At 54.8% G+C, this 25,270-nt stretch carries 12 protein-coding genes; 3 read left to right on the top strand and 9 right to left on the bottom strand.

The features are described 5' to 3' along the window. Positions 1–199: 199 nt before the first annotated feature. Both NZK35_RS18930 and NZK35_RS18935 read right to left on the bottom strand, forming a co-directional pair. Positions 200–1,570 carry a Gfo/Idh/MocA family protein gene (locus tag NZK35_RS18930; protein WP_259634092.1) on the bottom strand — a complete coding sequence of 457 codons (1,371 nt, stop codon included), beginning with the start codon at positions 1,568–1,570 and terminating at the stop codon, positions 200–202. 314 nt (positions 1,571–1,884) lie between these two features. Continuing rightward, positions 1,885–2,334, bottom strand: a complete 450-nt coding sequence (locus NZK35_RS18935; protein ID WP_259634093.1) for a MarR family winged helix-turn-helix transcriptional regulator — start codon at positions 2,332–2,334, stop codon at positions 1,885–1,887. A 793-nt stretch (positions 2,335–3,127) separates the two neighbouring features. Between NZK35_RS18935 and NZK35_RS18940 the strand changes: the two genes are divergently transcribed. From NZK35_RS18940 to NZK35_RS18950, 3 genes are all read left to right on the top strand, one after another. Further along, positions 3,128–7,726 carry a PVC-type heme-binding CxxCH protein gene (locus NZK35_RS18940; protein WP_259634094.1) on the top strand — a complete coding sequence of 1,533 codons (4,599 nt, stop codon included), beginning with the start codon at positions 3,128–3,130 and terminating at the stop codon, positions 7,724–7,726. A 57-nt stretch (positions 7,727–7,783) separates the two neighbouring features. After that, complete coding sequence (locus NZK35_RS18945; RefSeq protein WP_259634095.1) at positions 7,784–10,045, top strand: alpha/beta hydrolase; 2,262 nt, start codon at positions 7,784–7,786, stop codon at positions 10,043–10,045. Between the two features lie 77 nt (positions 10,046–10,122). Next, on the top strand, positions 10,123–11,769 hold the full coding sequence (locus NZK35_RS18950; protein ID WP_259634096.1) for an endo-1,4-beta-xylanase: 1,647 nt from the start codon (positions 10,123–10,125) through the stop codon (positions 11,767–11,769). Positions 11,770–11,949: 180 nt separating this feature from the next. On the opposite strand, the gene NZK35_RS18955 is transcribed toward NZK35_RS18950, so the two are convergent. The 7 genes from NZK35_RS18955 to NZK35_RS18985 form a co-directional block, all read right to left on the bottom strand. Continuing rightward, complete coding sequence (locus tag NZK35_RS18955; protein ID WP_259634097.1) at positions 11,950–12,075, bottom strand: hypothetical protein; 126 nt, start codon at positions 12,073–12,075, stop codon at positions 11,950–11,952. 56 nt (positions 12,076–12,131) lie between these two features. Further along, the gene (locus NZK35_RS18960; protein WP_259634098.1) at positions 12,132–12,491 is read right to left on the bottom strand and encodes a hypothetical protein; all 360 of its coding nucleotides are present in this window, start codon (positions 12,489–12,491) and stop codon (positions 12,132–12,134) included. 389 nt (positions 12,492–12,880) lie between these two features. Then, complete coding sequence (locus NZK35_RS18965; protein ID WP_259634099.1) at positions 12,881–18,973, bottom strand: protein kinase domain-containing protein; 6,093 nt, start codon at positions 18,971–18,973, stop codon at positions 12,881–12,883. Beyond that, positions 18,970–19,569 (bottom strand): RNA polymerase sigma factor, encoded by a 600-nt coding sequence (locus NZK35_RS18970; RefSeq protein ID WP_259634100.1) that lies wholly within the window; start codon positions 19,567–19,569, stop codon positions 18,970–18,972. The genes NZK35_RS18965 and NZK35_RS18970 overlap by 4 nt, the downstream gene beginning before the upstream one ends. A gap of 141 nt (positions 19,570–19,710) precedes the next feature. After that, positions 19,711–20,718, bottom strand: a complete 1,008-nt coding sequence (locus NZK35_RS18975; protein ID WP_259634101.1) for a TIGR03067 domain-containing protein — start codon at positions 20,716–20,718, stop codon at positions 19,711–19,713. Positions 20,719–20,782: 64 nt separating this feature from the next. Beyond that, positions 20,783–20,968 carry a hypothetical protein gene (locus NZK35_RS18980; protein ID WP_259634102.1) on the bottom strand — a complete coding sequence of 62 codons (186 nt, stop codon included), beginning with the start codon at positions 20,966–20,968 and terminating at the stop codon, positions 20,783–20,785. Further along, positions 20,965–25,248, bottom strand: a complete 4,284-nt coding sequence (locus NZK35_RS18985; RefSeq protein WP_259634103.1) for a hypothetical protein — start codon at positions 25,246–25,248, stop codon at positions 20,965–20,967. The genes NZK35_RS18980 and NZK35_RS18985 overlap by 4 nt, the downstream gene beginning before the upstream one ends. Between the last annotated feature and the right edge of the window lie 22 nt (positions 25,249–25,270).

Below are 25,270 nucleotides of genomic sequence, written 5' to 3' on the forward strand. Positions count from 1 at the left end.
ACATCATTCGGTCAAGCAAACTTGCTGCCTCGTATCCAGTGCGTTTGGTAGCCGTTTGAGGTTTCTATCAGCAGGGCGACAGATCGTCGAGCCATTGGCTACAAAACAACTGGGAGAGTAATTGTGAAATGCCGGCATCAACCTGGAACGCACCTCCGGAACCGTATCGATTCACGGAGGCGTCCGGCGCTACAAACCACTACATGTTGATCTCGTAACCCTTGCGACTTTCTCGTGAAAGGAACGAGTTGGCTTCGTCGTCGCCGATGATCTCACGCTTGGTCGGATCCCAATTCAGTTCACGCCCCAAGCGGATCGCGATGTTTGCCAAGTGGCAGGTTTCGAGCATCCGGTTGTGTGTCCAAACATCGGAGATCGGTTGTTCACGCGAGCGCATGCCTTCGATGAAGTTGGCGGTATGATTCTCGCTGACAGGGCCGCCGTAGACTTTTTCCACTGCGTCCTCAGGCAACGGGTTGGTTTCCAGATCTTCGACCGGCTTGCCCGCCAGCCTTCCGCGATTAACGAAGAATCGACCCTTGGTTCCTTCAAACAAAATGCCGTTGTCACCTTCGCTAGTGATGATCATTGGAATGTCACCCGGCATGTTAACGTGGATCTCGAACTTTGTTGGCGAGTTGTATTGATCGCTGACCGTCGGATAGCCATCCTTGTACTCGACCGGCAATGAGTAGCTGACCGGCGTCACTTTATTTGGACCGGTTTCGCTCGCGCCCAGTGCCCACGTCGCAATGTCAACGTGGTGAGCACCCCAGTCATTCATTTGGCCACCGGAGGTTTCGTACCAATTACGCCATGCATAGTGACAATTGGTGTAAAGCGGTACGCCGCCACCATAGCCTCGACGCATTTCGGTCCCCGCTCTGTACGGAACCTTGGGGGCTGGGCCGAGCCACATGTCCCAATCGAGACCTTCAGGAGGATTGATGGCTGGGATTACGGGCGAACCGGTAGCACCGTTGATTCCACAGGTGACTTTGCGAATCTCCCCGATTCGTCCTTCGCGGATCAGTGCGATGGCTTTGAGGAATCGGTGTTCGTTTTCAGTCCGCTGCATGGTTCCGACTTGGAACACTCGCCCGGTTTGTTTGACGATCTTTTCGATTAACTTGCCTTCGTCGATCGTCAAGGTCAGCGGCTTTTCGCAGTACACGTCTTTGCCAGCGAGCATCGCTTCGACGGAGATCTTGGTGTGCCAGTGATCTGGAGCTGCGATCATCACCGCATCGATGTCTTTGCGGTCGAGCACTTCGCGGTAGTCCTTGTACCCCTCGGCTTTCTTGCCGGTTTTCTTCTCAAGCTTTTCGTTGATCGCATCCAGCACATTGGCATCGACGTCGGCAAAGGCCGCGAAGTCCGCGAACTTGGTCGACTTGTCCGTGATCGTCCACCCTTGGTTTCGCAGTCCAATCGTGGCAAAAACGGGACGTTCATTCGGCGAGTCTTGCGCGTGGGAAGCGGAGCTGGTGCCTATAAAGACGCCGGCTGAAGTGGCGGCGGTTGCCGTTTGAAGAAAATCACGTCGGTTGAATCTTGTTTGCGACTTCATTGCAGAACCTCGTTAAGAGAGCGGGGAAAGGAACGGGAAATGTAGAAATCGTACTTGGGATCTATTTGCCTAGGTCTTTGAAGCGTTCATAGGACTGGTTCAAAGGATGTGCCTCCGTTCGCCCATGAATCATGCTTGCCGTCCACTCCGACAACCTTCTCCCGAGTCGGCGACAGGCCTCTTGCACGCGTTCCTCCTCAGGGGCGCCCGCGGATATGGCTCCGTAGTGAGCCGAGAATTTGATGCCGGAGTAATCGGTCAATCCAGTTTGTGCGTGATGAATTCCTAAGAATCGGCGATCTTATCGACGGACGCTATACAAGTGAGTTTTCTTGATTGAGCGTGGAAGTGATGTTTCTTAACTGGCGGATCAGGGTGTCCGCCTCATCCGGCGTCATGCACCCGTACATTTCATCGCGGATGGATTGCCCGGCTTTCCAAAGCTTGCGCAGCTTTCGTTTTCCGCTGGCGGTCAGCGTGACGGTTTTGGCGCGGGAATCGGTTGGGTGGCTTGCCCTTTGGAGCAGCTCCATCCTTTCCAGTAACACCAGCATCGCTCGGACCGTACTCGGGTCAGAGGAGATTCGGTCGGCCAGTTCACGCTGCGTTAATGCTTGGCCCTCCGAGAGTGCCAATAGAAGCACAAACTGGTCAGCGGTCACGCCATGCTGAGCAAACGCTGCTTCCGTGTTGCGGTGAAGCGCCATGTAGGCCGCACGCAATGCTAACGGCAACTCTCGCTCTTGCTGTGTGGATTCCTTCATCTATTCAAGCGACTCCTGCGCGCAAGAAAATGCCTGATGGCGACTGAACCACCCACAACAACCAAGGAGAGTGTGAAAGATAGAAAAACGAGCAAAGATCTGAATCGCATGAAGTGCCTGTGTTAATAATTCTTGCGATGCTTGCGTCTTCCCTGCACGCGAGCCGGATTCTCTGACGAGATCTTCGAGATGAGGCCGTGAAATACCTCCACTTCGGCAGAGTGTACACAACAAACACAGGAGGACGTAGTCCCAACTTTTGCAACCATTCCACGTGCATTGAGGGGCGGCTCTTTGCAATGGCGGTCCACATCGCTACTGTCCGCGCTGCCTGGCAAGTGGATGCTGTCCCAAATGACGCAGCGCCGCCAATTCTAGCGAATGGCCCGCTGCTGCTGCACAATTCAAATTAATCGCTCATTAAGAGGTGGCGCGTCGTTTCCTTAAATTCGCCCAATGGAATCGAAACATCCCCGAAAATAATGGATTGGCTCACCGATTTGCAGAACTTTTAGACCGGCCTGGGGTTTATGCGTGTACGCACGGTTATCTGCTGAGCGGATCTGCTGCGAACTTGTGAAATATCTCCGCAGGGGTGCGCAATTCCTCATTTTCATTGAACTCAATGTGGCTATAAAGCACAGTACCGCCACTCCATCATTCGCGATATCTCGTCCCACTATTGATCCTGACGGCGGCAAGTTGTCCACCGAGAATCCAGCTTCATCTGCTTAGATGGACATCAAGCTGGTGGAGTTTGCACCGTCAACCAAATCGGCCTACCAGAAACAAGATGACTGCTCTATTGAAACGCTTTGCAACTGCAAATCTGCTCGTCGTTCTACTTCTCGCCTGCGGTTTTGCATCGGCTCAGGAATCGCAAGTCTCGGTATTGATGCTTGGCGACAGAGGATTCCATAGGCCATCCGAATTCTATCGGCATTTGGCAGGGCCGCTCCGAGAGCAAGGCATCGAACTTGTTTACACGGAGAAGCTGAGCGACCTCAACGAAGATCATCTCGCAAAATATGAGGGGCTGATGGTCTTCGCAAACATTGAACAAATCACACCGGAGGCCGAGTCGGCTCTGCTGAACTATGTTCAAAATGGCGGAGGCCTGATTCCCGTTCACTGCGCGTCGTTCTGTTTTCTCAATTCCGATAAGTACATCGAATTGGTTGGTGGTCAGTTTCGAAGTCACGGGTTCACTCGCTTTGAATCCAAGATCGTGGCTTCCGACCATGAGATCATGCGGGGGCTGAAACCGGTTCGGTCGATGGACGAAAGCTACCGTCACAGTAAGCTCAACCCAGACATGACCGTTCTTGAGACACGGAGCGACGAATCCGGTCCCGTGAGCGATCCCGATGGTGAACCCTACACATGGATCCGAACGAGCGGACAAGGACGGGTCTTCTATACCGCGTGGGGGCACGATCATCGGACGTGGTCCAACGCTGACTTTCAAAAATTGCTCGCACGCGGTGTTTTGTGGGCCTGTGGCCAGACGCTCACCGCAGCTTCGACCGACAGCGGCAAGCCTACAGATCCAAAAGCGGAAGCGGTCATCGCTGCGAATCGTCCCTTTTCCTCGCCGGAGATGAATCCGCCATCGGTCGACGATGAAGAATTTGCAACGACAGACGTGGGGGCGAAGATCCCCAACTACACGCCGGGTGCTCAGTGGGGAACGCAGGCCGAACCGTTCTCGAAGATGCAAGACCCTCTCCCAGCGGAACAGTCCATCAAAGCGTTCGCGACTCCGGCAGGAACGCAGCTCGCAATCTGGGCCAAGGAGTCGACCGACAACTGGCCCGGCGATCCCCAGCAAAACGACAAGACTGCAGGGCTAAAGGGCAAGCCGATCGCAATGAACTGGGATGAGGACGGGCGTTTGTGGGTTTGCGAAACTGTCGACTACCCCAATGAACTGAAAGAAGAATCAGCCGTCGGCCGCGACCGCATCAAGATTTGCGAAGATACGGACAACGATGGCCAGGCCGATAAGTTCACGGTCTTTGCAGAAAACTTGAGCATTCCGTCGACACTGGTTTGCTACCGGGGTGGCGTGATCGTCCAGGACGGCGAAGAGACGATCTATTTGAAGGACATCGATGGCGACGACAAGGCCGATTTTCGACAGTCGCTGATTACCGGCTGGGCGCTGGGCGACACGCACGGCGGCGTTAGCAATTTCCAGTATGGCCCCGACAACTGGATCTGGGGCATGCAGGGCTACAACAATTCCCAGCCCATCATCAACGGCGAACCGCAAATGCGTTTCCGCCAAGGGTTCTGGCGATTCAAAGTCAAAGCGGGGGCGTCGGACGAGACAGCACCAGCCTATGCGATCGACACAGAAACGGGCAAAGTCGCAGACAACCAATCAAGCGACTTCGATCAGCACACAATCCGTGTCGATGCATTGGAGTTCATGCGAGGCACGAACAACAACACTTGGGGGCTGGGTTTCAGCGAGGAAGGCTATGTCTTTGGTTCAACTGCAAACGGTTGCCCGAGCGTTCACATGCCGATTCCCAATCGGTATTACGATCAAGTCGCCGGCTGGTCGCCCGAGACTCTTCAAAATATTGCCCAGTCCCATCGGTTCGATCCGATCGATGATCGCATTCGCCAGGTGGACTGGCACGGCGGATTTACAGCCGGTTGCGGCTCAGCAATCTACACTGCCCGCAACTATCCACCGACCTGGTGGAACCGAATTCAAATGGTCTGCGGTCCGACGGGACACCTCGTCGGTTCTTTCGTGCTGGAGAAGGACGGTGCAAACTATCGTTCTCGAAATGCGTTCAACACGGTTGCCAGCATCGATGACTGGTCAGCTCCGATCATGTCGGAGGTCGGCCCCGATGGCAACGTATGGGTCTTGGACTGGTACAACTACATTGTTCAGCACAACCCAACGCCCAACGGTTTCCAAACCGGCAAAGGGGCTGCTTATGAAAGTGATCTGCGAGACAAACGTTTCGCCCGAGTCTATCGACTAGTGACCGACGAGGCAGGCAGCGGCTCCGCGACGCGAACGTTACAACTCGCTGATGCCGAGAACGCCGAGTTGGTTACGGCACTCAGCAGTGACAATTTCTTTTGGCGTCGAACGGCACAACGTCTTATCGTGGAACGTGGGGCGGCTGACGATGCGACGCTCAGTGCTCTTGTTTCATTGGTCGAAAATGATCAAGTCGACGAGATCGGATTGAACCCAGCCGCGATGCATGCGATTTGGACGCTCGCAGGCTTGTCGAAATCGGGTAACGAATCAGCAGTCGCTGCACTGGCAAAGGCGTGTGACGCCGGCTTCGGTCATGTATCCAGCCCAGTGCGCAACGCGGCGATCGCGAGTTGCGGCAGCGAGCAGGTCGCCGGGGCGATTGAAGCGGGTCTGCAAAACGACGCCGACCCCAAGGTGCGGGTGACCTTGTTGCTGCGCGTTGCCGAAGGAAAAGCGAACGCTGCGATCAATGGTGACGAGCTTGCTGGCTTGGTAGCTTCGATCGAAGACGATAGCGTTCTATTGGACGCATGGACCTCTGCTGCTTCGACCGATCCTGCCGCGACGATCGTGGCGCTCGGCAAGATGAATCCGTCTGCCGTGAATTCGCTCAATGAACGAATTTCCGTTCTGGCCGAACACCTCGCGAGGAGCAATCCCACGGCTGAGCAAATCAGCGAGCTGCTTGAAATCACGCCCGATTCACCTGTCGCCGTCACGGTCTGGGAAGGCTTGGCAAAGGGTTGGCCGCGAGATCTGGTTCTTAATCTTCCCGAGTCATCGCAGAAAATTGTTCGTGACCGGTTCTTAGCAGGCGACACTTCGGTCGAAAGCAAAGCCGCGATCCTGGCGGTAGCCGACAAGTGGTCGATCACGAACCTAAACGAGATTGTCAGTGAAATTCAGGACGAACTGCTGGCGACCGCTTTGGACGCGGATGCCGATTCAGAGAAACGTCTGAGTGCTTGGGATCAATCGATTCGCCTTGCACCAACGAGTCCAAAGATTCTCGACGCGATTGAGGCATTCTTTACACCGCAATTGGCTCCAGAAACCGGGGTCGCGGCACTAAACTCACTGCAGGCCGCCCGCGTGAATGGTCTTTCCGAAACGTTGTTGGACATGAAATCCTCGCTGGGGCCAAAACTCGGTAGCCAAGTTCTGACGTTGCTTTTATCCCGAGCCGATGGCACTGAAGATTTGCTGGACGCCATTGCCGATGGACAAGTGCAATTCAATGATCTTCAGCTCGATCAACGCCAAGCCTTACTGAACCACCCCACCTCATCGATAGCATCACGAGCAAAGGAGTTGATGGAAACGCGAGGTGCGATGGTAACATCTAATCGCCAAGCATTGGTCGATCAATGGTTACCGGTCGCTGCCGTGGAAGGCGATGTGACGAATGGCCTGGCGATGTTCAAGAAACATTGCTCAGCTTGTCACATCCATGGCGAGATCGGACAAGAAATCGGTCCTAACTTGACGGGCATGGCGGTTCATCCCAAAGAAGAAATCTTGATGAACGTCCTCGATCCATCGCGAAGCGTCGAAAGCAATTTTCGCACATACCAGATTTTGACCGTCGACGGAAATGTGCTCTCCGGAATGCTAGCCGGCGAGTCGGCAAACTCGCTACGCATCATCGACACGCAAGGCAAAGAAAAACTGGTCCTTCGCGAAGACATCGAGCAATTGACTTCGTCGTCCAAGTCATTGATGCCAGAGGGTTTTGAAAGCTCGATCAGTAAAACTGAAATGGCGGATCTCCTGTCGTTTCTCGCCAAACGTGGCAAGTACGCGCCGCTGAACATCTCTAGCGCTGCGACCATCAACAGCAAAAAAGGCCTCCCCGGATTCCGCGGACGACCTGGAGACGAGTTTGTACTCGATTCCTACGGGCGTGTGGAGGTCGAAGGCGTTCCCTTTGAATTGGTCGATCCCCAGGGAGATCGGATCGCCAACATCATCGGTTTGCAACGTCAATCATCGCGATTCCCAAGCACGTTGCCAGAATCGGCTAGCCTCGACTGCGCTGGAAACGTGAAAATGATTCACATGTTGGGGGGTGTCGCCTGGGCTGCCTACCCGCGTTTCAAGGATGAAACGACCAGCATGATCGTCCGTCGTCATTACGCTGACGAAAGCACAAGTGACTTTGAATTGGTCAACGGCAAGCACATCGTGACTTACCAAGCGGGCGAGGATGTGCCGGAATCGAAGAAGGCGATTGAAGCCAGCGGCAAGCAAATCCGCTACTTGAAGATTCCTGCCGAAGCTGACAAAGCACTTACGAAAATCGAATTCTTGAAAGGCGGTGACTTTTCGCTTCCGCTTGTGTTTGCAGTGACCATCGAGTTTTCAGGTGAAGGTCACTAGACCTGACGGTGATTCGTTGACGTTCCTTCTCCTCTTCTTCTGTATCGAGACCCTCTCATGAGAAAATTAGTTGTTCTAGTCCTGCTCGGCATGCTGCAGTTCGCCAGTGCCGTTGCCGAAGCACAGGAGCAAAACCCGGAACGTCCTCGCCAAGGTCGTCGCGGAGGCGGATTCGGCGGCCCGATCGAACTTGGCCCCGACGACAAGCAAACTTATCCCGATCCTGCAGATAGCATCGTTGCAAAGCGGGAAGACATTCCGCACGGCAAGTTGGAGATGATCGACTATGAGTCGAAGACGGTCGGCACGACTCGCAAGATGAACGTCTACACGCCCCCGGGGTACTCGAGCGAGAAGAAGTTGCCTGTCTTGTATTTGTTGCACGGCATTGGCGGCGACGAAACCGAGTGGCAGCGTTTTGCGACACCTGATGTGTTGTTTGACAACCTGATCGCGGATGGCAAAGCGGTTCCGATGATTGTGGTGATGCCGAACGGCCGCGCGCAGAAGAATGACCGCGCCGAAGGCAATGTGATGTCGAGTGCTCCAGCATTTGCCGTTTTTGAGAAAGACTTGCTCGATGACGTCATTCCCACCATCGAGTCGCGTTATTCCGTTCAGGCCGATCGAGAACATCGAGCCCTGGCCGGCTTGTCGATGGGCGGTGGCCAGTCGCTGAATTTTGGACTGACCAACCTGGACACGTTTGCCTGGGTCGGCGGATTCTCGTCCGCGCCCAATACCAAGGCCCCAGAGGAATTGGTCCCCGATCCAGAAAAGGCGAAGGAACAACTCGAGCTACTCTACTTGTCATGTGGAAACAAAGACGGATTGATCCGAATCAGTCAACGTCTGCAGCGTTATTTGAATGAGAACGACATTCCACACATCTGGAACGTCGACTCGCACGGACACGATCCGACCCACTGGCGAAACAATCTGTATTATTTTGCTCAATTGGTATTTCAGGAGACCTCGAAGGCCTCAGAGCTGCAGGAAGACACGACGACCAATTCAAACGAACAACCTTCAGCGAACAAAGATGAGAACGCGGCTGCTGGAACTAATGTTCCTGAAGGCATCAAAGACGATTTCCAGCCGGCACCTACCAATCAAGCTGGAAAGGACTACCCGCAGGTCAATTCCCAAGGCCGAATCAAGTTTCGAGTCGTCGCGCCGGAAGCAAAAAGCGTGGCAACGACATTTCGTGACAGTACTGAGTTCGTAAAAGGTGAAGATGGGGCTTGGGTCGGCTACTCACGTCCGCTTGACGAAGGCTTCCACTACTATGAATTGATCATCGAGGGTGCCCACGTACCTGATCCCAACAGCAAATACTATTTCGGAGCAATGCGTTGGGGGAGCGGCATCGAAATTCCTGCCCACGATCGTGAATTCTACGCGCTGAAAAACGTTCCCCACGGCCAGGTTCGAGAGATCTACTTCCATTCCGAGAGCACGGATTCCGAGCGGCGAGCTTTCGTTTACACACCACCGGGCTACGACAGCAATCAAGACGAACGCTACCCAGTGCTGTACTTGCAGCACGGCTGGGGAGAAAACGAATATGGCTGGAGCGTCCAAGGCCACGCGGGTCTGATCATGGACAATTTGATCGCGGAAGGAAAGACGAAGCCCTTCATCATCGTCATGACCTATGGCATGACCAACGAAGTTCGCATGGGCGGACTTCGCAACTTTGATATCAAGGATTTTGAAACGGTCCTCGTTGATGAACTCGTTCCCCACATCGATCAGAACTTTCGCACTTTGACCGATCAACCCAATCGTGCCATGGCCGGACTGTCGATGGGTAGCATGGAAACGAAATCAATCACGCTACGCAACCTTGACAAGTTTTCGCACATCGGGCTTTTTAGTGGAGCCACGATTGGAAAACAAGATGTCGAGAACACGGAAGGGTTCAAAGACAAAGTTGAACTCGTGTTCGTTAGCTACGGAAGCAAAGAGGTTGGAGGCGGGCGAACGCGTCGCGGTGGCAATCCCGCCGACTCAGTGAAGCAATTGAAAGAGATGGGAATCGATGCCCACTACTACCTGTCTCCCGAAACCGCCCACGAATGGCAGACTTGGCGACGCAGCTTGAAGGAATTCGCCCCTCTGTTGTTTCAGCCTGAGGACAGCCTGTTAGGCAACTGGAAGGTCGACTTTGATACTCAAATTGGCGTCCAAAGCTATGCAATGACCTTTGGCAAGGAAAGCGGCGAACTCTCCGCAACGGCGAGAGCTGAAGTCAATGGTCGCTCTCACTGTTGGCTTCAGAGAGCGTTGTTGCCGAACAAGCCATCTCGCCAATAGATCACTGCAACTTCCAAACCCACATCGGATATCGCCGTATGTCATTTCAATCGATTGTTTGCTTTTGCTGCATCGCGTTGTCCGCCACGTTCACGCTGGGCCAAGAAAATACTTCGCCAAAGCAAAGCTCCGAAAGTTTGACAGGCACGTGGCATTGCCAATTCGATTCACCGTTCGGGTTGCAGACTTACCACCTCCATATTGCGATTAATGACGCCGGCGATGCAACAGCGCACGCGGAAGTAGATACTCGCGACGAAGTGCGGAAAGTCGAGTTCGTCGACGTGAAGGTCGACAACGATTCACTCAGCTTTGCGGAGGTCCGCCAGTTCGGCGACCGAGAGTTTCGTATTGAGTACAGCGGCGAACGCAAAGGAAAGGACCTCGCGATAACGAGGTCGTTTGGAGAGCGGGGCGGCCAAGAGTCGCTTGCCACGCGTGAGCTTCCCAAGCCACCACCGAAGGAAGATCCTGCTCCGGTGGTCGAAGTCAAAATAGATTGTCTCATCAAAGACGCGTTTAAAGATTCATTCTTGGTCGGCATGGCCGGTGACCTTCCTTCGCGTTATTCAGAGGAGGAGTTGAAACTAGCGGCAGAGCATTTCGCCGCGATCACTCCCGAAAACTGCATGAAGCCCGAGCGAGTTCACCCGGCCGAAGATCGTTGGGATTTTGAGCGGACCGATGCTTTGGTGCAGTGGGCCGAAAAGAACGACATGACCATCCACGGCCACACCTTGGTTTGGCATGCGCAGACGCCCAATTGGTTCTTCGAGGAACGCGATCCCGAGACGGTCAAGCGGCGAATGCAACAACATATTGAAACGCTTGTGGGACGGTACAAAGGGAAGTTGCAGAGCTGGGATGTGGTCAATGAAGCCATCAATGATGGTGGGAATTCTGAAACCGCGAAGACGGAAAATCTACGCAACTCGAATTGGTTGCAAACGCTCGGCCCCGAGTTTCTCACTTTGGCATTCAAGTTTGCTCGACAGGCAGATCCCGATGCTGTGCTCTACTACAACGACTACAACATCGAATCGGGACCCAAGCATGCAAGTTCGATGGTGCTGCTTGAACGACTGCTTGCCGATGGTGCTCCCATCGATGCCGTCGGCATCCAAGGGCATTGGCGAAGCGGGCGGGTTCCTTTCGAAGACATCGAAAAGGCGATCACCGACTATGCATCGCTTGGACTGAAAGTCAGTATCACGGAACTCGACGTTACAATCCGTGGTGAATCCGGCGGGCAATTCGGAAGACGACGGTTTCGCAACAGTGCTCCCCCTACCGTTGACGATTTGAACGCTCAGGCCGACGACTACGCAAGGCTGTTCGCTATCTTCAAGAAGCATGAAGACGTCATCGAACGCGTTACATTTTGGGGCCTGAACGATCGACGAACCTGGAGGCGGGGGCAACATCCTCTTCTTTTTGACGGCAACAACAACGTTAAGCCAGCGTATGCCAGTATTTTGGCGTTGGCAGATAGCGATGACGATGCTGCCAAGAGAGCCCCCGAACCGCCAAAGAACGTGAGGATTGAAGACGGTGGTCAGGGTGATTATTCAGCGACCGTAGCCTTCCGATTCGACCGTCACGCTGCCGTATCCACGATCATTCCGATGGATCTTCAAGGGCGCGCGAAATCTCACCATTTCCTTGCTACTTCATCACCATTTGGTTTCCTCACTTGGCGAACGGGTCCTTTTGCGGTGCCGTGATGTCACCACGCAAACGGGGCTCGATCGACGATCGGATCTCGTGCATCCGCCGCATTCTTTCCAACGTCATCATGGATGCGGTATGCACTTCCCGGTTTGCATTGAGGGTCAGTAGGCCATCGCCTGCCGATGCAGAATATTCGCCTCCGTTTTGAGTCCATTGATTCGGGCTGATGGATTTCAACAGATATTGACCACTGACGTCTGCCCCGGCGAGGTCTGTGGTTCGTCGCCGTGGGTCACCGCAGTCATCATTAGCAAGGCGAGCAACCCTTTTAGAACAACGCGGGAAACGCTAACTGGCATGACATTCTCTCCGGGAAATTAAGTGATGGTGTCCGCAGGCACCTGATGTTTGCGGGCTACGGTGACTTCGCGTCTTCATTTGTCTTGTCCGCCTTGAAACGCTCGTCGATGATGGGCGTATTGGCTGGCAGCCGAATGCGATTCAGGTCAATGATTTGTCCGTCAACGACCAATTCGATGTAGTTGGTCCATTGCCAGCGCGATCGGGATTCAGCGGGGTAACCTTCGATGGGCGCTTCGGGCGTCTTTGGGTTGTCCCACTGTCCTTTGGGAGGACAATGAACGACAACGCCCGCATGGTCTTTGCCGAGAAAGAAGTTGGGCGCTTTCATCAGAAAGATGGGGGCCCCTTCGCTCTTGACTTTCAGGATGAACGGCCAGGCGGCCTCAAACTCTTCTCGAGTCTTGAAGCTCATTGCGAAATGCTGTGCCTCCAACGTCGGGCCGACCAAAGTACGTGATTGCTTGCGCAGTGGTTCCAGTTCACTCGGCCACTCTTTCGGCCAATTTCCTGTATCGGAAACCGAATAGAGCGCGAAAGCGGTGGAACTCAACGCCAAAAAGGCGAGGACGACAATTGAAACTCTTGATTTGCACATCATGGATACGCCAGATTTGGATTGAGAATTGGTTTGCGAAATCAAGTCGGCTGCTGTTAGTAGGTCTGTCACGGCTGAATTTTAGGGTAGCAAAACTCGCCAAGAGTTTCGGCAGTAAATCACCGAAAGTCTTGACGACTTTCGCTACGGCCTCAACCCGAAGATTCAGTTGTCACGGACCTCAATAAATCTTTTGCAGTTCCCCGCTATTCGTCTTGGCTTGATGGGACGCCTAACTCCGGCGATGATTGTTGTTGCTTCGGCGTCTGCCATTCCTCCAACAAAGCGGCGGCTGCCTCGTGAACCTCCCGATTTGCGCTGATGGTCAACCACCCGTCGTTTGCCGAGGCAACATAATCGCCTCCGGCGAGCCACCATTTGTCTGGCGAAATCTTGGTCGTCAGAGCTTGGATGATCTCAGACTCCTTACCTTTCAGCGGCGGAGGTAGTTCGTGGACCCGTTCGTATTGGTAGCTGGCTGCTCTTTCGAGTGAAGTGATTCGCACTTCGTCTTCACGGACGATGTACGACATTCCCAGCGGTTCGAGAATGAAGTCGAGTGCCGCTCCCAGCGAAAGGCCGCCCAGGTCTGCCGAGACTGGCTGCTCGCGGTCTGGCGTTGCGTCCTCAAGCCACAATGGGTCGAAGTTCAGCTTGATACCATGGAAGTTCGCAAGCTGCTTGAGGACGTCGTCCAGCCGCAATTTCTTGAACGATTTCAATGTCGGCTGCCGAAGCGTTTCGTGAATACGCTCTTCCACTTGGGCTCGTCGAGTCGCGCGGTAGGGTCGAAATTTGTGAAGAGTTGCCTCGTCGGTCGGTGAGCGCGCGTCCGAGACGTCCGCCGATGGCTGATAGGCCTGCTCCAGTAGCTGCTCAAGCCTGCTCTGTTCTCGTGGTAAACGCTCGTGTGAGGCGCCGAGTCCGCCAAGCCTCACGTGGTCAAAGCTTTTCGCCATCTCCGCCCTGATCTGTTTCCACAACTCTTCTTCCTGCGGAGTTTTCGGGCGTGACGCAAGGAGGATGTCGCGGATCTTCAGCCATGGAACCGAGGCCTCGTCGCCGAATCGAATTTCCCAGACATCGAACACATGGCCTTGGCTAATATACCGGGAGGTAAAGGACAGTTGGTGCCCTGGTCGAAGAGTGTTGGTTTCGATGATCTCCTGGAGTTCCTTGCGTGTGGCGGAATTGCTTTTGTTTTGATCGATCCAGTTTCGTATCGAGGCGATGACTTCCTCGGACGTGAGTTCCTGTTGCTTCTTGCCGATCTCGTTTGCACCCGCCATGCAATTGAATGCGGCCACAGCATCGTTAACTGATGCCGCTTGCCTTGCCGTAAGGAAACCGTACTGCCCGGTAATCCGTGATTCGAATTTTGCAGACGGGGTACCCTCTGAGACGCCAGCAGGGGACAACCGAGGCTCTCCCTTCGTCGAGTTGTCCAGTCGCAATTGAAAGCCGTTTTCAAGCTCCGCATCGAGCTTCGCCTGTGGCTCATTCTGCGTCAGTGTATCTGCGGGAACCGGAGTGTGGCGATCTCCGATACGAAGCGTGCGGATGGGGTCGCTGTACCACAAAGCCCCAATCGCGTACTCAGGTTTGCGCGGCACAAACAGTCGAGCGTCCCAGTAGTCGGATCCGTCACCTGCCACCAACTTGTAGGAATCCAGCCGGCAATCATGGAGAACGCTTCGCAGCACTCGATTGACCGCGTTGGAATGATCGTCATCCTTCATCACTCCGTCAGCCAGGATCGTCAGATGACGCTGGCCGAGAATCTGCTCCATCGCTGTCGCGGAATGCCACTCCACCTTCAGTGGAACCGTGACGAACTCGCCTTCTTCCTGTGGCACCGCCTGAACTGACGACTGCATGACGCGGTCGGATAGCTGACCGCTAGCCTTCTCTTGCTGAGACTCTTCAAACAAGTCACCGTAGCGTTTCGACGAACGACCGTGCTTGTTGTAGATCAATTCTGCAGACCGCAGGGGAACGAGTCGAGCGCCGCCACGGCCATCTGGTAATACCAGCATGGGCGCGATTTGCTTTTGAGTCAGCTTTCCATCTTCGTCCTTCCCATACGGGCCGGAAGCATAGACGGGCGATATAGCATCGGAGGGTAGTTTTCCCGTCTCAGCGATGTTTTGCAGAGAATCGGCGATAGTGTGTTCACCGATTTCTCGATACTCGCTGGCGGTTTTCGCAAACGCATCGCGCATTTGCTGAACCGACAATTCACCAATCGGCGGATCAAATAGATTTCTGCGATCGGCTGCCGATTGCAGATTGAATTGCCTGGTGGCTTCCTCAATCGTGGGCGTATCGGGGATCGACGTGCCTTGTTCATAGGCGGGCGGCAGGCCGATCGAATTCGGGTTGGCTTCAAGAAAACGCTTTTGTTCCTGTTCGGTCCCCGATTCTGTTTCGAAATCAATATCTGTGACAAGCCATGCGTCCTCGACCAACTTGAGCGTCAAGACCAGGAAGCCATCTTGATCGCCGTTAGGCTGCTTGTGTTCTTCGTCGAGGTGGACGGCTTCAGACATGGCCAGCGCCTCGGTCGGATTCGCTGGATCACTGACGTACACGGTCGAAATGTTCAAACGTTGAACGTTCAGAAACTCGGGGATTTCCTTTATCTGCTTCGGATCAGCGGGCGAGCCCGTCGCCATGGCCGCAGCTTTCGCGACATCTCCTGCAAGTGCTGCCGCAATGTAAGTCTCGACAACCGAGCGGGCGTCGATGCGCCGGCTCGTCTCGTTGGGTTGGGACACCTCTTTGGCAGGTGCTAGAGCTTCCTCAACCATCACTGGAGGAGACGTTTTTCCAAGCTCCAAATCCTTCATCGCCGCTTGAATCTCTTCAGCGAGGGCCTTCGCGTCGATGTCGCCGGTGATCGTCAGTTTATTTGCGATCGGCGAGAGCACTCTCGGAGCGATCAAAACCTTGCGGTCGAGCGTGATTAACATGTAGCCGTTTACATTCTGCTCACTCAGCCGCGATGTTGCTTCCAGAAACCGCTTACCGGCCTCTTCAGTCAACGTCATGGCGACGATGTCTCCGACGGACGGACTATTCGGATCAATCGTGGCAGCGACTTCGGCAATGTCGGCTTCGGTGATGATGGATTGTTGGTCGGACAGAATTCTCAGCAGTGGTCCATCGGGAACGCGGTAAATTCTTGGACCAGCGGCCACTTCTGGCTCGTCTTCCGAAACTGCGACCGCTCCATGAATCCGCAATCGCCGGACCAACAGCGGCTCGACGGGCTGGCCATCGGAGATCGTCAGCAGGTTGCGAATAGTTTGCTCATCGTTGTAGTTCGCCAAAAACTTGACAGTGCCATCAGCGAATGCTGCGTGCACGCCTTGCTCGAACCAGCCGCCGAACTTGGGTAGCGGTTGATCAGCCGAGTATTCGATGTCTTCTGGCTTGGTCCATGGGATGTCTCGTTTCGCTTCAATCACCGCGATGCAGTTGGACGTTCCGTCGAGCATGTCCCTGAAGGACGCCCCACGCTGTTTCCAGAATACGGTGGCTTCGGGCGTGTATTGTTCGAAGTGAGCTTGCAATGTGGCAGGATCATCATCACCAATGTATGCGCTCTCATCCAAGTCATTCGGACCGCCGTCCCGCTGGTCCCGCATTTCTTGAAGCTGTGCCGCCCGTTTGGAGATGTCGTCTGAAACGACTCCAAAGTAGGACGTGTTGGTCGAATCAGCTTTGTCCAGCGGCGAGCGATAAACGTCGGGGATCTTCGCGAATAGTCCCTTGTTATGCTCGCTATTCCAGGGTTCATCGAAATGATACTGGTCATAAAGCTCCTGATGTCCCAACAGCGGCAACAGTTCGACTCGCCAGCTATGCGGCGGCCCACCCCTGCCGTCTTTGCCGCTGATCGTTCCCGGAGGAAGATGCCCGTGCACTTCGTGATAGTGATGCAGTGCATTGATGATGTGAGTCAGGTTGTTGACGGTTTCTCCGCGCGGGGAAACGGAGAATTGGTTCGCAGAAGGGGCAACGGTACCTCCGGCGGAATCAGTAACCTGCCCAGCCGAATCCTTTGGATTCGTCCCGCCGAGCGTCTCGGCAAAATCACCGTCTTGGAATTTCTCATCGACGAAGTAGTCATCCAGCAGGATGATGTTCATGGCGGCGTCGAGCTTGGTTCCGCCGAAGCGATCGACTTTGCTTCGCCACGATGCAATGTCTTGTTTCGCAAGTTGGCTGAGTCGCTTTTGATACTTGATGGCCAGATCCTGCGCGATGGAGGATTCGGTCATGCCTGACGCAAGCGACAGATCGGTGGTTCCGCTTGACAGCTCTTCAATTTCATCATCAAACAACGCGTCAACGGAAATCAAAACCAGTGGCACCGCATAGCTGGGGCCACCGTCAAACACTTCTCGATCATTCTGCCCGATTGTTTCCTTCATCAAGGATTCAAACGCGTTCTTCCACGCCTCAACCTCCGATGGGTTCAATGACTGCAGTTGTTTGAACAATCGGCTCGCAGTATTCGTGTTCCAATCACCATCTTCGAACAGGACACTCATACGATTGACGATGTATGTCCGGCATGCCTGGCGTGCCATCTCGCCGTTCAGTTTGTCACCCGTGACCCGCTCTAACTCGGCAATCCACTTGTCCAGTTCCCCATCAGGTACTGCCTCCAAACGTCTTGTTAGTTCGGCGCCCATGGCAACGCTAATTGGATACCCGGGTGCAGTGACAGGCGCGCCTCCGGGCGGTTTGATCTCTTGAAGATTCTTTCGCAGGCGTCCGTAGGGCCAATCGCCCAGGGCACTTGCTACCGGAGCAACGTTTACGATTCGGACAACATCGTTTCCACCTCGCTGCAACGTAACCGAGTCGTCGTCGAGCGCCAGCCCGTCGATCTGGCCGCCGATCTCGATTTTGTAATTCCCGGCCGCGATGCGAACGGTCTTGCCAGATTTCGAGACGGTTAGTTCTTCGACAACGTCTTTGCCCTGGACAACGCGAATCGGAACGTCGTCGGCCTCGCTTTCAATACGCAGCGTGCCGGTGTTCCATCGCAGTACAATCAATACACCGGCCAGCAGAAGCAGCGGTAGCAGCACACCTGCGGCAATGGACTTCGTCCACCTGCGGTGCCTGGGCGGCTTTGATGCTAATTGGACGACGGCGTCGGGAAGAGGTGCGGTGGAGGGATTCCGGGTGTGTGAAAGGCAGGCTTCCAACAGTTCGGCAACTTGTTCCGCCGATTGAAACCGACCGCCAGGGCCCTTGGATAGTAACTTATTCACGACACCTTCCAGCCAAACCGGTATCTCCGGGTTGATTTCTGTGATTGGTCTCGGTGAATCCTGCATGATGCGATGCATGACTCCGAAACTGGTTTCCGCTCGAAATGGCGAGTGGCCGGTACACATCGCGTACAGCAGACTGCCAAGCGAAAACAGGTCGCTGCGATGATCAATCGGTTCACCACGCGCCTGCTCGGGCGACATGTATTGCGGCGTCCCGGCGATCACGCCGCTGCGAGTCATTGACGCATCATCTACTGCGCGGGCCAGACCAAAGTCGGTGATGGTGACGCGTTCGACGCCTTGTTCCATCAGAATGTTGCCGGGCTTGATGTCACGGTGGACAAGGCCCTGTTCGTGAGCAGCGGCTAAGCCGGCGGCAACTTGAGCACCGATCCGCAGAATATCGACCAGTGGCAATGGTCCCTGAACGTCGATGCGTTTTTGAAGTGATTCGCCACCCACGTACGGCATCACCAGATAAGGCAACGCCTGTTCGTTGGAGACCCCATGAATCGCGATCACGTTGGGATGCAGCACGGCAGCGGCCGCTTTCGCTTCCCTTGCAAAACGCTGGCGAGCCGATCCGCTGGCCGCCAGATGCGGAGCCATCACCTTGACCGCCACCACGCGATCGAGCGATTGATCGTGAGCCTTCAGCACGACGCCCATCCCACCGCTGCCAACCACGCCGGTGACTTCATAGCCTGCAATGCGCCCCAGTGAATCGGGATCGTCAGTGGGCGAAAGCTGCGACAAGACCAGCTCGATCTGCGCGTCACGCGATTGAGTGTCTGAAAACTCGGCTTCGTGTGCCTGTGCGACTGATTCACCGAGAAAGACGCTGGCTTCGCGCCATGCGGAGGCCTCGGCAACTTGCTGCTCAAGTGCTTGACCGCACGATTCGCATTCGTCCAGATGCGAAGCGAGTTCCCGCTCAGCCTGGTCGCTCAGTTCTCCACGCACAAACGACGAGAGTCGATTCGGATCACAAATTTGCTGATTCATACTTCTGATACCTCCAGTTCGGCAATCACGTCACGCAGTCGCTGCATGATGCGGCAACGAGCCGTGTAGATAGTTCCAAGGGATTTGCCGAGTTGCTCCGCAGCATTCCGGTTGCTCATCCCGTCGATGACCGTCAGCTCAAACGCCCGCCAAGTGTCGGGCTGGACATCTTGCTGAACGATCCTGGCCGCTTGCAGGTAGAGTTCGCGCCGATATTCCCAGTCGATCAAAGAGACAGTTTCGGGATCGGGCTGCCGGTGCTGCGCCAATAGTTCCTGGACCGATGAGCCACCTGCCGCCCGGTCTTTCGCTCCACGAGTGAGCGCATTGACGATGGCATTGCGTGTGACTCGGGCCAGCCAATGACGAAATCGCGTCGACTCGTCTCGCTTTTCCCAGTCACCAATTGCCGAAGCCACCGCCAACAAGACTTGCTGAGCTAGATCCTGGGCATCGGCGGCTTGCATGCCCCGCTTCGCTGCTGTCCGAACGATCACTGGCCGATAGATCGCGACAAACTGCTCCCACGCCACCCGGTTGTCCGGGTCTTTGACCTGAATCATCAGGCTTTCGCGTGTTTCGGGGAACTGTGTCATACGGAGCCATCAACTGCTGTGGGAAAGCAAAATTTTACCCGACAGCAGTTAAACACTCGATTTGGAGATCCTTACACGAAAATTCAAGAAAACTTCCCACGTCAGTATCCATTGATTGCGGGGGCAGCCTGTCGGCGACGTTCACTGGCATTCGGCTGTTTCAATCTGCCGATCCGCGAGCAGACGAGCGATGCGAAGCTTGTGCTGAGCAATCACGGATCGATTTGCGACTCCTTGCGAAGATAGTGATTCCAGTCGTTGCAGGTGTTGTTGTTCGATCTCGAGGGCTCGACGCAATACTTCGTCAGCTTTCGTCTGATTCCTTTCGTGAAGTGCATGCTGCTGTTGCACGCTGAGCAACCGCAACTCACCCTCGCGCAGCTTTCCGGCGCCGACGTAGCCTTGGGAAGCCAGGGCTTTCAATCGTTCGAATCGCGCCTTTTCAAGCTTGATTTCATCTTGCAGGAGCATGGTGATTCCCGCTTCATCTCCCTGAAGCCGAAGCAGAATAAGCCGGGCATCGAACAATTCGGAACGAAGCTCGTCGATTCGCGTCTTTGAGACGAGTCCCGCTTTCGCGCCTGCTTCCATACTCAACCTTTCAGCATCAAGTGCGGCAAGGGCCTGATTGGCAAATTGCAGTGCCTTGGCATCTTCCTCCGCGATCGGTTTCGCAGCAACAGCCGTGCCTGCGGCATCGCGAGCCAAGACAAGGAATGTCAGACGAGATCCTTCAGGGGCGCTAAAATCCTTCGGAGGATCAACAGAGGAGTCGGCTGGCATGCAGAGAGTCAACTCCTTGCCATCGATCTTATAGATGCAACGAAGCTTCGACCCCTTCGGTGCTTTGCCGCGAGTCTCAATCGTGACAAGTTGCATCGATTTCGGATCCGTAGCCGGATCGAGCGTAAACTGATAGGTGTGATCGGGGCTGCCACCACCAGACATGGTCATGACGTCATCGGAGAAGTTGACCTCAAGATTGCCAACGCCCTCCTTAAGCAATTGTTGCTTTAGAGATTTCCCACTGAAGACTCCATGCGAAAGCACCCACGTGCCTTGCAAGGCCTGCGTGTGTTTCGGAGCATCCTCCGCAATTGCGACGGAACATACAAACATTGAAAGTGCAATTCTAAGCAGGACATTCATGGTGGTTCCTTTTCTGTTGGTTACCCGAGTGGCAGGACGGCGATCGCGCTGAAGCGTGAGGACGTCACTTGGAATCGTCAACAAGCTTTGTCGTTTGCAATGAAACGAACCAGCCGGCAATCCCGGCTATGCCGACAATACAGCCGACGACTTGAATAAACAGAGCCGTGTCGTCGTGAGCAATGAAAGCACTTCCGAACAACAAAGCAGCGGCTACAACGACGATGATGGCAGCACTGATACTTTTCATTTCAGTTTCCTCGGTTTTTCTGTTTGGTTGGGGGGCGTCGGGCGAGGTCGCTGATAGACGACCATCGCGTAGTCTGTGTCCAAATCCAAGGGGCTGTCACTACACGATGAAGTCCACTCGATTGCGAGGGAATCAACGGAAGTCGTGTCGGCTCCGCCGCGCAGGAAGATGCGTGGATTACCGCCGGCGACGACTCCGTACCAGAGATAGAGATGGCCGTCTTTCCTGGAGATCATCAGTTCCGATTCGCCCCCGTAATCAAACCGGATTATTCCCGACACAACGGCAGAATGTCCTTTTTGTTCTAGGAATTCCCGGTACTGATTCTCGTATGTGTCCGACGTTTTTCGATAAGACTCGCCGAATTGCTTGTCGATCGCGATGACAAAACCCGTCTGGTTTGCTTCGACCAATTTTGAATCAAGCAAATGGCGTGATTCCTCTGTCGCCTGCCACTTTCCTGTGAGTCCCTGAATGTTGTTGGTCGTCGAAGCTTCATCAACGTCGGGGTTTGCAGATTGACTTGCACCGCGTTGCGTCGTGGGCATGCCATCGCTACACAACAAGCGATGTGCCATGGACTCTTCCCACTTGACGGGAAAGGTGAGGAGCTTTCCATCGCGGTCCACGACAATCTTTGATTCATGTCCAGGACGCTGCGTAAGCATCGCCGCGTTGTAGGCGTCGCGAGAATCGGACTTGGGCCAACGGAACGGACCAATGCCCACGATCACGTCATCGACCTGCAATCCGATCTCTCGCGCCGGTGAACCGAGGTCAGAAACTCGCAGGATTTTGCGTTCGCGTTCATCGTCGGAGACGGTGGCGACGATGTTCAACCAAACGGCCGCCATGCGACGAACGTGCGATTCGGGCAGCAACAAGTGAAACTGACGGAACTGATCATCCGTAATCACCGGTCCTAAGAAGACGATTTCTGACTTGGGGCTAAAGCTCACGCAGTACTGCAACAAATCGTCAATCGCATACCCGCCCAGAAAATCGCTGGGGACGACATACCGGTGAGTCGCACCACCGATCCCGCCGGGAGTCACGAGGATGCCGTGAGACTGTAAACGCTGAAGTTGCTCCGATTGCTGCAACTGTCGAAGCAACTGCTGCACTTGTTTGGCGTTCTCTGCAGGCATGACCTTGCCAATGCCTTTCAGATACGCGGTTAGCTCATCGCGAGGTCGGGTTAGCAGCACCCGAAGTCCGAAGTCATTGATTCGCTTTTGGGGACCTTTGGCGGTGTAGGTTGCCAGTTCGATGCCGATCAGGACAACCGCCTCGAAGTCCTCGGAGTCAGAGAGTGTTTGCCATGCGTCTCGGACATCATTGGGATCGGTCCGGGCGGCAATGATCGTTCGTTTTGCTCCGATGAGCTTGTATTCGATCGGTTTGCCTTCTAATTCACGGCGTGCGGGAATCGTCCATGACAACTCTCGCAAGCTTTCGGGATGCGAGGTCATATGCACGAGAATCGGCAATGCTTCCTTCCACCTGAAGTGAATGACGCCTTCACAAGCGACATCGACATGCCGATGCTGCATGAGCATATCCAAGTACGCGGACTTTGCCGCCGGACGCAACGGTCGATGAACCAGGGCATAGTCGGCTGCTGCGTTTGTGTCTTTGTTGTCCGACTCGTGCAGCCGCATCAGCAGCGTGGTGGCAGCATCGGTACGAATGGAAGCGAGTGATCCGATCAGCCTACGAAGTGCGGTGGGCTCCTGCGTTTGCTCGATCGCTGTTTCAATTCGTCCGAGTGCTTCATCTCCAAACCGTTCCATCAGTCGTGCGCATGAGTTGGCAGTGATGTTGCCCTCGTCTTCAATCTGCGTTCCAACGATCAACAAGTCAATTCGATCGTCGCCTCCGGTGAGTTTGAGTTTCTCGCGGATCGTCTCCTGGCCGAAAAGCGTTCCGAGCGAGTACCAGACGAAACCATGGTCCTCGCCTATGCAAACGGCTTGAGTGTGATAAGGGCTGGAAGCGGTTTTCCGGAGGATTTTTGATCCTAGAACCGCCGGCGACGACTGCGTAAGCCGCGAGCCGCTAGCTGCGGGTGTTGACGCATCGGACCGGCGGCTAGCGTCTTGCCGCTCACGGGGGAATAGCACGAATTCCCAGTCCTCATGTTTGAGTTCAAACGGTCCAAGCTCATCCGGTGGCGTTTCTTTTTGTTGCGGCAGACTCGAGTATTCCTCCCACGTTCGGCGAAGCGTGATCCGGTAGCCGAGTGAATCGTCTGCCAGCACCGTTGGTAGTTTGTCGACATGATGAAGCTTCCATGTCGGTGAACCAGCAGCAGCCACGAGGCGATCTGCGAGTCTTTTGAGAGCTGCATCGCGCAACATTGGGCGGTCTTCTTCCGCGACTGCCATCGCTGCGCGGGCGGCCACACTCTCGCGAGCATTGGCGAGTTCTTTGGTGAGGTACTCCGCCTTTTCAGCTTCCGTCTGCATGTTCATGCCGCCGGGCATCAAGCGTCTATCAATGGCATATCCGTTGTGATTGACCAGCCATGCGCTTTGCACAACCATCGCGTCGGTTCGCGTCGCCAGCCACTGTTTGGCAAACTCCATGCGACTGGCTTGATCTTCTCGCGTGCCTCCGCCGAGTGTTGCATACACAGTGGCGGCGTTGAGCGTTTCCCTGCATATCAGATCATGGCCAATGGAAAGGACCTTTCGAAACGCTTTGGCAGCCAGATCGTTGTCTGCCGTTTCACCATGGCCAGCGTTAAAGTTGTATGACGCCAGCGACCCGATGCGCCACCAGGCGAAGACCTGTTGCTCGCGCGTCAGATCGTCTTGCTGTAGTGCGAGATTCCAATTGGCGATCGTTCCCCGCTGGTCTGTGTATTTGATGGACGCACGGCCGAAAGATGGATCGCTATCGTAGGCCGCTTGAAATCGCGAGCCCGATTCTGCAGGCGAGTTTCGTTCCGGTGTAACAGCTGGCTGCAAGTCATCGATTCGCACCTCAGTAACTTCAGTCTCGAATGTTGCTTGCAAAAGTTGACTCAGAGGAAGGCTGAGACCAATTCGCCGACGCAGGGTTTCCTGTAAACGCTCCTGCTCGTCAGGAGTCTTGTTGAGCCTCCGCAGAATCTGAATGTAGATATCTCGGAATTGCACCAACTGTTGAGTTCGCCTGGCAGTCTCTCGGACTTGCTGTTCGGATTCCGCAAGTCGCTGGAAAAGATCATTCCTCAATTGAGAATCCGCCGCATCCGCGTTAGGAGCCAGCAGTTCGCGATAGGCACCCAGCCCCGGGAGTTCCGGGGCGACTTGAGGCAGTTGCATCGGCTGGAGTTCCAATAGACCCCGTAAAGCCCAATAGTTCGCATCGTCCAACCGGCCCTGGACCTCTTTCGCGTTGCTGAGGTACATAAACATCCGGGCGCGTCGAACGGGATCTCTCACTGTCGCCAAAGACGTTGAAGCGTGGTGGCACACATCCTCAGCGAACATTTTTATGCCGCTTTGCCCCAGCACATGTGCCGCCTGAGCATGTATTTCGCCCGCACGCTGAGGATACGATGCGAGCAAACGTTCAACGATACCGTCCACTTCGTCAACCGTTGGTTTTCGATTGGTTCGCAGCGTCTGCAGCTCATTCATTTGCCGTTGAAATCTCGCCTCGTCCTCAGCATCGTGCAAAGTTGATTTTTGCCTCTCCGATTCTGTAAGCTCCGCAATGTTCAGTCGTTTATGGAGTACATTTCTCGATAGACTCCTCGCACGAAAAACCAACGTGCGATCCGATTCTTTTCCGCCCGCAGTATCAAGTTGCATCGACGCCAGAGATTCAAAGTCATCTCCGAACCACGACAATTGAGGAGCAATTGCGCGGCCACCAATGCCTCCTAGAGAAACGCCGTCACGCCGATCGATGGGATTGTCAATCGACCAGTTGAATCCATCAAACTGAAGTCCGCCGTTGCGCCACCGAACGGCCTGCCACTCGATTCGCAGGATTGCACCGTCGACTTGTGAGATCACGTTCCCGGGGCCGCCATCGGATCGGATCGGGACCCTCCAGTCGACCGCAACTTGCCACTTTCCCAAATTAACATCTTCGTCCGATTTTGGGCTGGGCGTCTGAACCGTCATTTGAACCTGAAGGGTCCCGGTTACGGTGTCCGTATCCTCGGTTTCCTCCGCCTGAACAACTCCCACAATCAGCGGCGGCACAGTCATCAGCGGAATGAGCAACAGCCCCATCAGAACGGCGCCGACGCGTGTCAATCGGAGTTGCGTTCGTTGTGTCATTGTCATCAACCTTGTTACCCGA

It is taken from the genome of Stieleria sedimenti (assembly GCF_025060895.1).
Taxonomy (GTDB): Bacteria; Planctomycetota; Planctomycetia; order Pirellulales; family Pirellulaceae; genus Stieleria; species Stieleria sedimenti.